The organism is Streptomyces desertarenae, from assembly GCF_042681365.1.
Classification (GTDB): domain Bacteria; phylum Actinomycetota; class Actinomycetes; order Streptomycetales; family Streptomycetaceae; genus Streptomyces; species Streptomyces desertarenae.
Map to the genome: position 1 here is coordinate 171,852 of NZ_JBHUFU010000002.1, position 12,367 is coordinate 184,218.

Annotated in this window: 14 protein-coding genes; 4 read left to right on the forward strand and 10 right to left on the reverse strand. The window is 74.9% G+C overall.

Features of this window, described 5'->3' with window-relative positions; genetic code table 11:
• Positions 1-127 precede the first annotated feature (127 nt).
• From ACFSJS_RS04930 to ACFSJS_RS04945, 4 genes are all read right to left on the reverse strand, one after another.
• The gene (locus tag ACFSJS_RS04930; RefSeq protein WP_380897130.1) at positions 128-1,303 is read right to left on the reverse strand and encodes a cystathionine gamma-lyase; all 1,176 of its coding nucleotides are present in this window, start codon (positions 1,301-1,303) and stop codon (positions 128-130) included.
• Between the two features lie 103 nt (positions 1,304-1,406).
• The gene (locus ACFSJS_RS04935) at positions 1,407-2,327 is read right to left on the reverse strand and encodes a fructosamine kinase family protein (RefSeq protein WP_380897132.1); all 921 of its coding nucleotides are present in this window, start codon (positions 2,325-2,327) and stop codon (positions 1,407-1,409) included.
• Complete coding sequence (locus tag ACFSJS_RS04940) at positions 2,324-2,776, reverse strand: low molecular weight protein-tyrosine-phosphatase (protein WP_380897587.1); 453 nt, start codon at positions 2,774-2,776, stop codon at positions 2,324-2,326. The genes ACFSJS_RS04935 and ACFSJS_RS04940 overlap by 4 nt, the downstream gene beginning before the upstream one ends.
• Positions 2,777-2,983: 207 nt before the next feature.
• Positions 2,984-3,361, reverse strand: a complete 378-nt coding sequence (locus ACFSJS_RS04945; protein ID WP_380897134.1) for a phage holin family protein — start codon at positions 3,359-3,361, stop codon at positions 2,984-2,986.
• A 71-nt stretch (positions 3,362-3,432) separates the two neighbouring features.
• Here ACFSJS_RS04945 and ACFSJS_RS04950 point away from each other — a divergent pair, with 71 nt between their 5' ends.
• Both ACFSJS_RS04950 and ACFSJS_RS04955 read left to right on the forward strand, forming a co-directional pair.
• Entirely contained in the window at positions 3,433-3,750 is a 318-nt protein-coding gene (locus tag ACFSJS_RS04950) for a cupin domain-containing protein (protein WP_380897136.1), read from the forward strand.
• A 158-nt stretch (positions 3,751-3,908) separates the two neighbouring features.
• Positions 3,909-4,112: a DUF5326 family protein gene (locus ACFSJS_RS04955; RefSeq protein WP_380897138.1), complete on the forward strand. Its 204-nt coding sequence runs from the start codon at positions 3,909-3,911 to the stop codon at positions 4,110-4,112.
• A gap of 77 nt (positions 4,113-4,189) precedes the next feature.
• Here ACFSJS_RS04955 and ACFSJS_RS04960 read toward each other — a convergent pair whose 3' ends face one another.
• Positions 4,190-5,704, reverse strand: a complete 1,515-nt coding sequence (locus tag ACFSJS_RS04960) for a YibE/F family protein (protein ID WP_380897589.1) — start codon at positions 5,702-5,704, stop codon at positions 4,190-4,192.
• A 233-nt stretch (positions 5,705-5,937) separates the two neighbouring features.
• Here ACFSJS_RS04960 and thiC point away from each other — a divergent pair, with 233 nt between their 5' ends.
• Positions 5,938-7,719 (forward strand): phosphomethylpyrimidine synthase ThiC, encoded by a 1,782-nt coding sequence (gene thiC, locus ACFSJS_RS04965; protein WP_380897140.1) that lies wholly within the window; start codon positions 5,938-5,940, stop codon positions 7,717-7,719.
• An 86-nt stretch (positions 7,720-7,805) separates the two neighbouring features.
• On the opposite strand, the gene ACFSJS_RS04970 is transcribed toward thiC, so the two are convergent.
• Together ACFSJS_RS04970 and ACFSJS_RS04975 are read right to left on the reverse strand one after the other, a co-directional pair.
• Complete coding sequence (locus tag ACFSJS_RS04970; protein WP_380897591.1) at positions 7,806-8,207, reverse strand: VOC family protein; 402 nt, start codon at positions 8,205-8,207, stop codon at positions 7,806-7,808.
• A gap of 5 nt (positions 8,208-8,212) precedes the next feature.
• Positions 8,213-8,590, reverse strand: coding sequence for a DUF1801 domain-containing protein (locus ACFSJS_RS04975; protein WP_380897142.1), 378 nt, complete (start codon positions 8,588-8,590; stop codon positions 8,213-8,215).
• 161 nt (positions 8,591-8,751) lie between these two features.
• Between ACFSJS_RS04975 and ACFSJS_RS04980 the strand changes: the two genes are divergently transcribed.
• A complete protein-coding gene (locus ACFSJS_RS04980) occupies positions 8,752-9,648 on the forward strand; it encodes a LysR family transcriptional regulator (RefSeq protein WP_380897144.1) in 897 nt (298 codons plus the stop codon).
• Positions 9,649-9,670: 22 nt separating this feature from the next.
• Here the strand turns inward: ACFSJS_RS04980 and ACFSJS_RS04985 are convergent, their stop codons facing one another.
• The 3 genes from ACFSJS_RS04985 to ACFSJS_RS04995 all read right to left on the reverse strand — a co-directional run bounded on the left by ACFSJS_RS04985 (position 9,671) and on the right by ACFSJS_RS04995 (position 12,271).
• Positions 9,671-10,183 carry a tetratricopeptide repeat protein gene (locus ACFSJS_RS04985; protein ID WP_380897146.1) on the reverse strand — a complete coding sequence of 171 codons (513 nt, stop codon included), beginning with the start codon at positions 10,181-10,183 and terminating at the stop codon, positions 9,671-9,673.
• Between the two features lie 91 nt (positions 10,184-10,274).
• Positions 10,275-11,231, reverse strand: a complete 957-nt coding sequence (locus ACFSJS_RS04990) for an SCO4651 family lipoprotein (RefSeq protein ID WP_380897148.1) — start codon at positions 11,229-11,231, stop codon at positions 10,275-10,277.
• A 140-nt stretch (positions 11,232-11,371) separates the two neighbouring features.
• Entirely contained in the window at positions 11,372-12,271 is a 900-nt protein-coding gene (locus ACFSJS_RS04995; RefSeq protein ID WP_380897150.1) for a M23 family metallopeptidase, read from the reverse strand.
• Positions 12,272-12,367: the final 96 nt, after the last annotated feature.

Here is a 12,367-nt window from a genome sequence, read left to right on the forward strand (position 1 = left end):
CCATGCGCGTTTCCACGCGCGTCACACGGGCGGCTTGAGACACGAGGGGGGAGTCTCAAGCCGCCCGCGTCGCTGCCCGGACGGCCGTCCAGGCGCAGGCCGCCGTCCGGCCGGGCCGCGCCGGTGCTCAGCCGCGCGCGGCCGCGTCCAGGGCGGCGTGCACGTCGGCGACGAGGTCGGCCGCGTCCTCCACGCCCACCGACATCCGCACGAAGCCCTCCGGCACGTCGTCCCCGCCCCAGCGGCCGCGCCGCTCGGCCGTCGAGCGCACCCCGCCGAAGCTGGTGGCGTCGTCCACCAGCCGCAGCGCGTCCAGGAACCGCTCGGCGAACCCCTTGTCGGGCAGGGTGAAGGAGACCACGCAGCCGAAGCGCCGCATCTGCCGCGCCGCCGTCTCGTGCGCCGGGTCGTCCGGCAGCCCCGGGTGCCGGACCCCGCTCACCTCGCTGCGGCCGCGCAGCGCCTCGGCGACGGCCAGGGCGCCCGCCGCCTGCCGGGCGGTGCGCAGCTCCAGCGTGGCCAGCGAGCGGTGGGCGAGCCACGCCTCCACCGGGCCGGGGATCGCGCCGACCGTCTTGCGCCACAGCCGCACCGGCGCCGCCAGCTCCTCGCTCCGGCACGCCACGTAACCCAGCAGGACGTCGCCGTGGCCGGTCAGCGCCTTGGTGCCGCTGGCCACCGCGTAGTCGGCGCCCAGCTCCAGGGGGCGCTGGCCCAGCGGGGTGGCCAGGGTGTTGTCCACGGCGACCAGCGCGCCGCGCTCGTGGGCGGCGTCGGCCAGGCGCCGGATGTCGCACACGTCCAGACCGGGGTTGGAGGGGGACTCGATCCACAGCAGCGACGCGCCGTCCAGCGCTTCCAGCTGCGCGTCCCCGCCGGTGGGGGCCGTGCGGACCTCCACGCCCCAGCCCTCCAGCCGCTCGCGCACCGGAACCAGCAGGTTGTAGCCGTCCGACGGCAGGACGACCACGTCGCCGGGCTTCGCCCGCGACAGCAGCACCGCGGAGATCGCGGCCATGCCGGAGGCGAAGACGGTGGTGCGCACCGTCTCGTCGCCGGGCGCCTCCAGCTCGCCGATGGCACGCTCCAGGCCCGTCCAGGTGGGGTTGTTGTCGCGGCCGTAGGTGTAGGGGGCGGTGGAGGGGTCGCCGGGCAGGTGGTAGTGCGCGGCCAGGACGGGGCCCGGCATCGGAGGGGCGTACGGCTCCTCGTCCGGCAGCCCGGCCCGCACCACCCGGGTGCCGTCGCCGTACCGCACGCCCGGCGCGTCCTGTGTCCCCCGTGCGCTCTTCGCCTCCGTCATGCGCCGATCTCCTCCCGGCTCGCCCCCGTCGTCGTACGGCCCCGAGCGTACGCGGTGGTCCGGCGGCACCCGGTCCGGCGGTCCCGCCGGCGCCCGGCGGTGATCAGCCCAGCGCGGCCCGCGCCGCCGCGCCGCAGCGGGCGCCGTAGCCGGGGCCGAAGAGCACGGCGTGCACCAGGAGGTGCTGGAGCTGGTGGAGCGGCAGCCGGCCGCGGCGGCCCGGCAGGGGCCGGACCTCCTCGTACGCGGCCAGCAGCCTGTCCAGGTGCGGGCAGCCGAACAGTTCCAGCACCGCCAGGTCCGTCTCGGGGTGGCCGCCCTGCGCGGACGGGTCGATCAGGCGGGCCCGGCCGTCGGCCGCCCAGAGCACGTTGCCCGACCACAGGTCGCCGTGGACGACGGCGGGCGGCCGCGGCGGTCCGGAGAGGCCCGTCCCGTCGGCCGGGTCCGCCTCCAGCTCCTCGCACAGCCGCTCCACGTCGCGGGCGTCCCGGCCGCCGATCCCGCCGCCGTCCGCGGCCCGCCGCAGCAGGGGCAGCAGCCGGTGGCGGGCGTGGAAGGCGGGCCAGTCCCCCTCGCCGGCCGGCGGACCGGACGGCGAGGGCAGGGGCACCGAGCCCAGGAAGGCGGGCCGGCCCGGGCGGGGGCCGCCCCAGGCCGGGGCGCGCACCGCGTGCACGGCGGCCAGCTCCCGGCCCAGCCGTTCGGCCTGTGCGGCGCTCGGCGGGCCCGGCTCGACCCACTCCAGCACCAGCACGTCGTCCTCGGCGGCGAGGACCGCGGGCACGGCCGGCGCCCCGGTGGAGGCCAGCAGCTCCAGGCCGGCGGCCTCGGCGGCGAAGAACCCCCCGGGCGCGCCGGTGAGGGCCTTGGCGAAGACGGTCCGGCCGTCGGGCAGGGCGACGCGGTAGGCGTCGCAGATGTCGCCGCCGCCCACCGGCCGCACGTCGACGGCCCCGGACCCGGCCCCGTTCCCGGCCAGGGCCGCGACCCGGGCGGCCACCCGGTCCGCCGCGCCCGTCATCGCCGCGCCGCCCCGTCCAGCGCCGCCCGCACCTCCGCCAGGAGGCCCGGCACGGCCTCCTCGACCAGGGCCAGGCACTCCTCGAAGCCCTCCGGGCCGCCGTAGTACGGGTCGGGGACGTCCAGGTCGCAGTCCCCGCCGTCCGCGCCGGGGGCGTACGACCGCAGCAGCCGGACCTTCGCCGCGTGCTCCGGCCCCGGGGCCAGCGCCCGCAGCTCCCGCAGGTGGCCCTCGTCCAGGGCGACCACCAGGTCCAGGCGCTCGAACCAGTCGCGCCGGAACTGCCGTGCGACGTGCTCCTGCGCGTACCCGGCCGCCGTCAGCACCGCTACCGTGCGGGGATCGGCGCCGTCGCCCGCGTGCCAGCCGCCGGTCCCCGCGCTGTCGACCTCCACCGCGTCCGCCAGCCCGGCCTCCGCCACCCGGGCGCGGAAGACGGCCTCGGCCATGGGGGAGCGGCAGATGTTGCCGGTGCAGACGAAGCAGACGCGGTACGGCGCGCGGGGGCCCCGGTCCTCCGGGGCGCCGGGGAGGCCGGGGGTGCCGGACGTGGGAGTGAGCATGCCCCCATCATCGCGGAGCCGCGTCCGGGCCGCGGAGCGCCCCGCACGTCCGCCGCCCCGCCGTTCCGCCGCCGTTCGGCCGCCGTCCGCCGGTCAGTCGCCGTCGGGCAGCAGCACGTTCACCGCCCACGACACGATGGAGATCACCAGGCCGCCGAGGACCGCCGTCCAGAAGCCGTCCACGTGGAAGGCCAGGTCGGCCCGGCCGGCCAGCCAGGAGGTGAGCATCAGCATCAGCGCGTTGACCACGAGGGCGAACAGGCCGAGGGTGAGGATCATCACCGGGAAGGAGAGGAGTTTCGCGACCGGCTTGACCACGAGGTTGACGAGGCCGAAGATCAGCGCGACGAGGACCAGCGTGAGCGTCTTCTCGCCCGTGTCGCCGCCGGAGAGCGTGATGTCGTCCAGCAGCCACACGGCCACGGCCAGGGCCACCGCGTTGGCGAGCGTCTTGACGAGGAAGTTCACCATGCCCGGGATCGTTCCAGAAACGGATCGAACCGCATACCGCCGAGGGGTTCGGAAACCATGAAGGTGTCGCGATGAAGGCCTTCCGACTGGAGGAGCTGGAGGCCGAACGGGCCGCCAACGACGGCGCTTACCTGCAGTTCCTGCGCGAGCGCAACATGTCCGTCGGCCTGTACGCCCTCGACCGCGGGCAGCTCGACCCGCAGCAGCCGCACGGCCAGGACGAGGTGTACTTCGTGGCCAGCGGCCGGGCGCTGATCACCGTCGGGGACGAGACGACGCCGGTGGCGCGCGGCAGCGTCGTCTACGTGCCGGCCGGGGTGCCCCACCGGTTCCACCACATCACCGAGGACCTGCGGGTGCTGGTGGTCTTCTCGCCCCCGGAGGGGTGACGCGCGCCTCGGGGTTTCCATAGGGGTCGGTTTCAGGGAAGGACCGGGGCCGTGGCACCTCCCGGCGCGGTGCGTCCCGGCCTAGCATCGGAGGTGCAAGGACGGCGGCACGCTCCGGCGGGAGCCGGCGCACCGGGTACGAGGAAGCGGGTAAGGGCATGGATCTCAGGAGAACCTTCGCGGCGCTGCCGTGGTGGGTGACGTGGGTCGCGATCCCGCTCGTCGCGCTCCTCGTCTTCGGCGGCCTGATCGCCAACATCGTCGGCTTCATCGTGGGCCTGCTCTTCAAGGTGCTGCTGTTCGTCGCGCTGGTCGGCGGGCTGGTCTACCTGGTGCGGAAGTTCACCTCGCCGGGCACCTGAGGCGCGCCCCGGGGCCCGTTCGGCGGTGGCCGGCGCCCCGCGCGCGGGGCGCCGGCCACCGCCGTGCCGCGGTCGTCTCACCGCCGGGCCCGCCGCCTGCCCCGGGAGCCGGACGAGCCCCGGCGGGAGCGCCTGCTCCCGGCGCCGCTCCCGGCACCGCGGTCGGCCACCGCCACCAGCGCCGCCAGCGCCGTCGTCACCGGCACCGAGGCGACCAGCCCGATCGAGCCGACCAGCGTCCGCACGATCTCCTCCGCCACCAGTTCGCTGCCGGCCACCTGGGCCATTCCGCTCTCGGCCACCGAGAACAGCAGCAGCAGCGGCAGCGCGGCGCCCGCGTACGCCAGCACCAGCGTGTTGACCACCGACGCGATGTGGTCGCGGCCGATGCGCATCGCCGCGCCGTACAGCCTCCGCCAGCCCGCCTCCGGATCGGCCTGCCGCAGCTCCCACACCGCCGAGGTCTGCGTCACCGTGACGTCGTCCAGCACGCCCAGCGAGCCGATCAGCACCCCCGCCAGCAGCAGGCCCCGGACCTCGATGTCCGGGTAGAGGGTGTGCACCAGACCGGTCTGGTCGTCGGTGTTGCCCGTCAGCGCCGCCCAGCCGATGAAGACCGAGCCCAGCAGCCCGATCAGCAGCAGCGACACCAGCGTGCCCAGCACCGCCACCGAGGTGCGGGCGCTGACGCCGTGGCACAGGTACAGCGTCGCCAGCATGATCGTGCTGCCCCCGACCACCGCCACCAGCAGCGGGTTGGAGCCCTGGAGGATCGCGGGCAGGATGAACAGCGTCAGCACCCCGAAGCTCATCACCAGGCCCACCAGCGCCAGCACCCCGCGCAGCCGCCCGACGACCACCACCGCCAGGGCGAACAGGGCCCCCAGCGCCACCAGCGGGACGCCGCGCTGCACGTCCACCACGCTGTACTGGAGCTCGCGCGGGGCCTGCGGCGCGTACGCCACCACCACGTCCTGGCCGGCCGACAGGCGCCGGGTGGCGTCCGGGGTGACGATCTCGGGGAAGGTGTGGCCCGCGTCCTCGCCCTCGGTGACCTCGACCGTCGCCCGCAGGCAGGTGCCGCCGTCCCCGCCGTCCCCGCCACCCCCCGGACCGCCGGTGCCCGGTGCGCCGCCCGGCCCGCCCGTGCCGGAGCCCGGCTCCGAACCCGCGCCGGGCGGCGGCTGCCGGGCGGCCCCCACCTCGGCGCAGTCCACCTCCTCGACGGCGGTGACGCGGGCGCCGAACGTCTGGCGGTCGTAGCCGACGCCGCTGTCCCCCTCGCCGTCCGGCGTCCCGCCCGGCCACAGCACCGCCAGACCGGCGAGCACCGCCGCGGCGAACGGCACCAGGACCGCCGCTATGACCCGTCGCAGCCGTGCCGACACGGGGGTGGGAGGGCCGTGGTGGTGCCCGTGGCCGTGCCCGTGCCCGTGTCCGTGTCCGGATCCCGAGCCGCGTCCGTGCCCTGGCTCCGCACCCCGTCCGTGTTCCGGCCCGGCCCCGTCGTGCGGCGGCCGGGGCACCGCCCCGCGGTCGGGGCGCGGCGGCCTCGGGGGGCCCGGTGGCCCGGGAGGAGGCGCGGGCGGCATCGGAGGGGGTTGGGGAGGGGTGGCGTCCACGGTCCGATCATCGCAGGGACGAACGGGAGGCACCCTGGCGCGCGAGCGGTGTCAGCCGTTAGCGTAGGGGCGCTTTTGCACACCGCGGGAGCTCCGAGCACGGGGCTGAGAGGGCGCTGACCTCCGTGGACACCGCCACGGAAACGGCTGCGTCGACCGCCGAACCTGTTACCGGGTAATGCCGGCGTAGGGAGTTGGGTCTCATGACCACGCAGGATGCACGCACGCCCGAAAACGCCTCCGGTACCGCGCGGCAGCGCGGAATCGGCTGGCACAAGGGCTATCTGAGCGGCTCGCGCCCCGACATCAGGGTGCCCGTCCGCCGGGTGCACCTCACCAACGGACAGGACGTGACGCTGTACGACACCTCCGGGCCGTACACCGATCCGGCCATCGACACCGACGTCCGCCGCGGCCTGGCACCGCTGCGGGAGAACTGGATCATCGCCAGGGGCGACACCGAGGAGTACCCGGGCCGGGAGGTGCGGCCCGAGGACGACGGCATCAAGCACACCTCGCCGCGCGGCGGCCTGCGCAACCTCGACGCCGTCTTCCCCGGCCGCCCCCGCCTGCCGCGCCGGGGCCGCGGCGGCACCACGTCCGTCACGCAGCTCGCGTACGCCAGGCGGGGCGAGATCACGCCCGAGATGGAGTTCGTGGCCGTCCGGGAGGGCTGCGCACCGGAGTTCGTCCGCGACGAGATCGCCGCGGGCCGTGCCGTCCTGCCGGCGAACGTCAACCACCCGGAGTCCGAGCCGATGATCATCGGCAAGAACTTCCTGGTGAAGGTGAACGCCAACATCGGCAACTCCGCCGTCACCTCCTCCATCGAGGAGGAGGTCGAGAAGATGACGTGGGCCACCCGCTGGGGCGCCGACACCGTCATGGACCTCTCCACCGGCCGCAACATCCACACCACCCGCGAGTGGGTGCTGCGCAACTCCCCCGTCCCCATCGGCACCGTGCCCCTCTACCAGGCCCTGGAGAAGGTCGACGGCAAGGCCGAGGAGCTGACCTGGGAGATCTACAAGGACACCGTCATCGAGCAGTGCGAGCAGGGCGTGGACTACATGACCGTCCACGCCGGCGTGCTGCTGCGCTACGTCCCGCTGACCGCCCGCCGCAAGACGGGCATCGTCTCGCGCGGCGGCTCGATCATGGCGGCCTGGTGCCTGGCCCACCACAAGGAGAGCTTCCTCTACACCCACTTCGAGGAGCTCTGCGAGATCCTGCGCGCCTACGACGTCACCTTCTCCCTGGGTGACGGACTGCGGCCGGGCTCCATCGCGGACGCCAACGACGAGGCCCAGTTCGCCGAGCTGCGCACGCTGGGCGAGCTGAACCGGATCGCCAAGTCGCACGACGTGCAGACGATGATCGAGGGACCGGGCCACGTCCCGATGCACAAGATCAAGGAGAACGTCGACCTCCAGCAGGAGATCTGCGACGAGGCGCCCTTCTACACCCTCGGCCCGCTCACCACCGACATCGCCCCGGCGTACGACCACATCACCTCCGGCATCGGCGCGGCGATGATCGCCTGGTGGGGCACGGCGATGCTCTGCTACGTCACGCCCAAGGAGCACCTGGGCCTGCCGGACCGCGACGACGTCAAGACGGGCGTGATCACCTACAAGATCGCCGCCCACGCCGCGGACCTGGCCAAGGGGCACCCCCGCGCCCAGGAGTGGGACGACGCGCTCTCCGACGCCCGCTTCGAGTTCCGCTGGGAGGACCAGTTCAACCTGGCCCTCGACCCGGACACGGCCCGCGCCTACCACGACGAGACGCTCCCGGCCGAACCGGCGAAGACGGCGCACTTCTGCTCGATGTGCGGTCCGAAGTTCTGCTCGATGAAGATCTCCCAGGACATCCGCCGCGAGCACGGCGGTGACCTCGCCCTCGACCCGGAGGAGGGGATGAGGCAGAAGTCCGAGGAGTTCGCGGCGGCGGGCAACCGCGTCTACCTGCCGATCGCCGACTGAACCGGCCGACCGGTTCCCGCGCGTCCTCCGCCCGCCTCCGGCCCGCCCTTCCGCGGGCCGGAGGCGGGCGGGGGCCCCGGCCCGGATCAGCCGTCCGCGGCCCGGCCGTCCTCGGCGTCCTGCGGGTACCAGCGCAACTCCACGGTGTTGCCGTCCGGGTCCGCCACGTAGAGCGAGACGGCGACGCCGTGCGCCCCGAAGCGCTCGGCCGGCTCCCCGAGCACGGTGAAGGCGCCGGAGTCGATCACCTCCTGCCAGTCCAGCGGTTCCACGGTGAGGCAGATGTGGTCGACGTTGGCCTCCCCGGGACCGGGCACCAGGTCGATGATCGTCTCCGGGGAGATCCGCACCGAGGGGAACGGCGCTTCGCCCGCCCGCCAGGCGTCGACGCGCACGGGCTCCAGACCGAGGAGCCCGGTGTAGAACTCCAGGGACCTCTCGACGTCCGCGGTGTTGACGACCAGGTGGTCGAGGGCCTTGACACGCAGCACGGTCACTTCGCCTCCAGGGCGGCCGTCTCCAGGGCGACGGCGTGCCGCAGCCAACCGGCGAACAGGACGGGGTCGACGTCCTCGGCGGAGGTGAGCTTCACGGAGGCCATGCGGCGGGCGCCGGGGACGAGCCGCCCGGACGCGTCGGGCACGTCCTGCCCCCGCCACAGCCCGAAGGTCAGGTGGGAGGCGTACGCCTTGAGCAGGCAGACCGGTCCCTGCCCGGGTTTCGCGCCGAGGCTCCAGGTCGGGTGGCCGTGCCACAGTGCGCCGGTGCCGTCCGGCAGGGCGGCGTCGATGACGGGTCCGAGCTTCTCGGCGGCCTCCCGCAGACGCCCGTCGAGGGCGGTCAGGTAGGCGGTGACGTCGGTGGCGCTCACGGGGGTTCCCTTCGATGCGGCGGACGGGTCGGTGCGGGGACGTCCGGTGCGGCTCCCCCGGCGGCCCCTGCCTGTTGCCACCACGATCCACCGGGCGGTGGCCGGCATCAACGCCCGTCTCGCCTAAGCTCGTTGAGCCGGACTCAACGATGGGGGGCGCGGTGCTGGAACGGGTGGAGACCGAGGTCTTCCTGACGCTCGCCGAGGAGCTGCACTTCGGCCGCACCGCCGAACGCCTCCACCTGACGACCGGGCGGGTCAGCCAGGTGGTCAGGAAGCTCGAACGCCGCATCGGCGGACCGCTCTTCGAGCGGAGCAGCCGGGTCGTCCGGCTCAGCCCGGTCGGACGGCGGCTGGCCGACGACCTGGCCCCCCTGGTCGCCGGGATGGAGGAGGCCCTGCGCAGGGCCCGCGACGCCAGCCGCGGCGTGACGGGTGAACTCCGGGTCGCCTTCCTCGGCGAGTGGACGGCGCCGCTGCTGCTCAGGGCGGCCGCCCTGTTCGGCGAACGGAACCCCGACTGCCGGGTCGACGTGCGGGAGGTCCAGCTCGCCACCTCCCGGGCGAGCCTGGTGGACGGCTCGGTCGACGTCCTGATCGCCTCGTACCCGTTCGACGGCATGGCGTGCGGGCCGGTGCTGACGACCGAGCGGCGGGTGCTGGCGGTGGCCGCCACCCACCCGCTGGCGGGCGAGGAGTCGGTGTCCGCCGAGGTGCTCGCCGAGTACCCCGTGATCCAGTACCCGGCGGTGACCTCGGCCGCGTTCAAGCGGGACCGCACACCCGACCGCACCCCGTCGGGCCGGCCGGTGCCCAAGGGGCCGGCCGGAGGGTCGTTCTCCGAGATGCTCACCCTGGTGGCCATGGGCCGGGGCGTCCTCCCGGTCGGGGAGCACTCCCGCCGGTACTACCCCCGCCCCGACGTCGTCTACGTGCCGATCCGCGACGCCCCGCCGATCGAGCGCGGACCGGTCTGGCTGGAGGGCAACACCACGGCACGGGTGCGCGAGTTCGTGCGCGCCGCGGTGGACGCGGCCGCCTCCGCACCGCAGGGGTGAGGCGCCGGCCCGCCCCGGCGCCTCACCCGGCCGCCCCGCCCCCTGCGGCGAGGTCACGGGCGTAGGCGGTCAGGGAGCGCCCGTACCGGGGCAGGTGGGGTACGAGGGCGGTCAGGGCGAGGGAGAGCGCCTCCCGTTCCCGTCCGGCGTCGGCCAGGGACAGGGAGAGGAACGCGGCGACGGCACCGTCCAACTCGTCCGAGACGGCCTTCCGCTCGGCCGCGAGCAGGGCGATGCTCTCCTCGGTCCGCCCGAGGTTGCGCAGGGTGCTGCCGAGCTGGACGACCGCCTGCCTCCGCCGCTCCCCGGGCAGTCCGGCGGCCAGCGCCCGGCGGTAGAGGGACGCGGCCTCCTCCTCGCGGTCGAGGGCGTCGTGGGCGGAGGCCAGCTCGTACAGGGCGACGGCGTCGCCCGGCGGCAGCTCGGCGGCGAGCGCCTCGGCGCGGGCGAGGAAGTCGGCGGGCGCGTGGTCGTCGAAGGAGGACCACAGCTCCTCGACCCGCCTCTCCCATGCCGCTCTCGTGGTTGTCGTCATCCCCTCAGCATCCCAGCCCCCGCCGGGCCGTCGCCGTCCGCACCGGGGGTGGGGACGGCAGACGCGGCCCGGCTCACCGGCGCGGGCGGATTCAGCCGTCCGAGGAGGCCCGGGTGCCGGAGCCGCCCTGCCCGCCCCGGCCGGTGAGCTTGTCGGTCACGTCGGCGGTCTGCCCGGCGGGCGGTGCGGAGACGTCCACCTCGGTGCCGAAGTCGTCGAACTCGATCACGGTGCGGACCGTCGCGTCCTGCGGCGGTTGCTGCCGGCGGGCGTTCCCGGAGTCCTGGGTGGTCCGCGAGCCGGTGGCGCCGTCGAGGGAGACCTCGAACTGCTGGCGGCGGATGCGGTCCTGCTCGTCGAGCCAGAGGTCCATCGGCAGGGACTCCCCGAGCTGCTGCTGCAGCTGCTCGCCCTGGGCGGTGTCCTCGCCGGCCAGCTCCTCGACGTCGACGGTCACGCGGTAGCGGGTGGTGTCGACGCCGCCGATCTTCTCGGTGCCCAGGCGCTTGGCGTCGTCGTCCGACAGGGCCTTGGCGTAGTCGACGGCCCGGGCCGGGTCCTCGAGCCGGATGCCGCCCACGGCGGCGTTCTGCGCGGCGGCCTCCCGCAGGTCGATCCTGATCCACGGCTTGTCGCCGGAGAGCTTCTCGCGGAGGGCGGCGGGCAGCTTCTGGTAGAGGTTCCGGTCGACGATCCGCTGCTCGATGCGCTCGCCGCCCATCTCGATCGTCATGTCGCTGGTGCCGTCGGCCAGATCGACGGTGCCGTCACCGGTGGCGCTCTGCCGCTGACCGCCGACGGTGGCGTCCACCTTCATGGTCATCCGGGCCGCCCCGGCGGCCATGGTCTTCTCGTGGGCGGTCTGCACCACCGCGGCGGCGTCGTTCCGCTCGTCGGCGCCCTGCCCGGCACCGGTCCCGACGCCGGGTTCGGCGGCCTTCTCCCCGCTTCCGCCCCCCTCGTTCCCGCATCCGGCCAGTGCGGCGCCGGCCAGCAGTCCGGCGGCCAGCACCGCCCCCGTCCTGGTCCTGCGTGAGACGCGCGCCATGCGTGGTTCTCCCTCGGTGTCGCGGATCCTTACTCGTCCGTCGGGCCACGCGTTTCCGATCGGAGCCCCGTCAACCGATGGAAAATGGACAATCCTCCCGAGGGGTGTGCGGGGAGCGGCCGGCGCGGGCGGGGGAGGGCTCAGGCGGTGAACTCCGCGCCGTTGGCCGGAACTCCGACGCCGTGCCAGGTGAAGGGGACGCCGCGCGCCGTGTACGGGTCGGCGGAGTCCATCAGCTGGAAGTGCAGGTGCGGCTCGGTGGAGTTGCCGCTGTTGCCGACGCGCGCGACCACCTGGCCGGTACGTACCCTCTCGCCCTCGCGCACCGCGGCCGAACCGCGCCGGAGGTGGGCGTAGAGGGCGTAGGTGCCGTCGCCGAGGTCGAGGACCAGGTGGTTGCCGACGATGGAGCCGACCCCGGTCACGTCGCGGAGCGAGGCTTCCAGGAAGAAGAACGGCAGGGCGGGGAAGGAGGTGCGGCTGAGGTGGTCGCGGCGGCCGTCGCGCACCCGTACGACCGTGGCGTCGGCCACGGCGAGGACCGGCTGCCCGAAGGCGGGGAAGGCGGTGTTGCGGCGGACGGGCGGCCACCAGCCGAACGCCGGGCGCGGCCGCTCCCCCTCCCCTGGAACCCGCAGGACGTCGATCGCGTAGGTCTGCCCGTAGGCGTGCACGCCGTGGCTGGGCACCTTGTCCGCCGGGCTGTTGAGGGCACTCCAGCGGCCGGCGACCGGCGGTGCGACGGCCACGGGGACGGGCGCGGACCCGTCCCCGCCCCGGTGTGCGCCCCGGGTGAGGAGCCACCGCGGTCCCTCCGTGGACAGCGCGGTCACGGCGGCGGCGAGCAGCAGGGGGCCGGGGACGTCGAGGGCGGTGCCGAGGGCGTCGACGCCGAGGACGGTGCCGAGGGCGTCCGGGACGGCGTCGACGAGGACGAGTGCCACCGTCAGCCCGTACAGCCAGGGCCGCAGCCACCGGGAGACGGCGGCGAGCACGGCGGTGCGGGCCGTGCCGTCGGCGGACGCGGGGGACACGGGCACGGGACGCCTCCTTCTGCGCGGGGTGACCCGAGTCTCCCCGCCGCGGGCGGCGGGGTCGAGGGGTTCTCCGCGAGCGCGCCGCCCGGCGGCCGGTCC

What these genes read in the sequence shown, in the direction of transcription:
- ACFSJS_RS04930 (WP_380897130.1), bottom strand. Translation starts at nt 1,303, where the DNA reads ATGACGGAGGCGAAGAGCGCACGGGGGACACAGGACGCGCCGGGCGTG.
- ACFSJS_RS04935 (WP_380897132.1), bottom strand. Translation starts at nt 2,327, where the DNA reads ATGACGGGCGCGGCGGACCGGGTGGCCGCCCGGGTCGCGGCCCTGGCC.
- ACFSJS_RS04940 (WP_380897587.1), bottom strand. Translation starts at nt 2,776, where the DNA reads ATGGCCGAGGCCGTCTTCCGCGCCCGGGTGGCGGAGGCCGGGCTGGCG.
- ACFSJS_RS04945 (WP_380897134.1), bottom strand. Translation starts at nt 3,361, where the DNA reads ATGGTGAACTTCCTCGTCAAGACGCTCGCCAACGCGGTGGCCCTGGCC.
- ACFSJS_RS04950 (WP_380897136.1), top strand. Translation starts at nt 3,433, where the DNA reads ATGAAGGCCTTCCGACTGGAGGAGCTGGAGGCCGAACGGGCCGCCAAC.
- ACFSJS_RS04955 (WP_380897138.1), top strand. Translation starts at nt 3,909, where the DNA reads ATGGATCTCAGGAGAACCTTCGCGGCGCTGCCGTGGTGGGTGACGTGG.
- ACFSJS_RS04960 (WP_380897589.1), bottom strand. Translation starts at nt 5,704, where the DNA reads ATGCCGCCCGCGCCTCCTCCCGGGCCACCGGGCCCCCCGAGGCCGCCG.
- thiC (WP_380897140.1), top strand. Translation starts at nt 5,938, where the DNA reads ATGACCACGCAGGATGCACGCACGCCCGAAAACGCCTCCGGTACCGCG.
- ACFSJS_RS04985 (WP_380897146.1), bottom strand. Translation starts at nt 10,183, where the DNA reads ATGACGACAACCACGAGAGCGGCATGGGAGAGGCGGGTCGAGGAGCTG.
- ACFSJS_RS04990 (WP_380897148.1), bottom strand. Translation starts at nt 11,231, where the DNA reads ATGGCGCGCGTCTCACGCAGGACCAGGACGGGGGCGGTGCTGGCCGCC.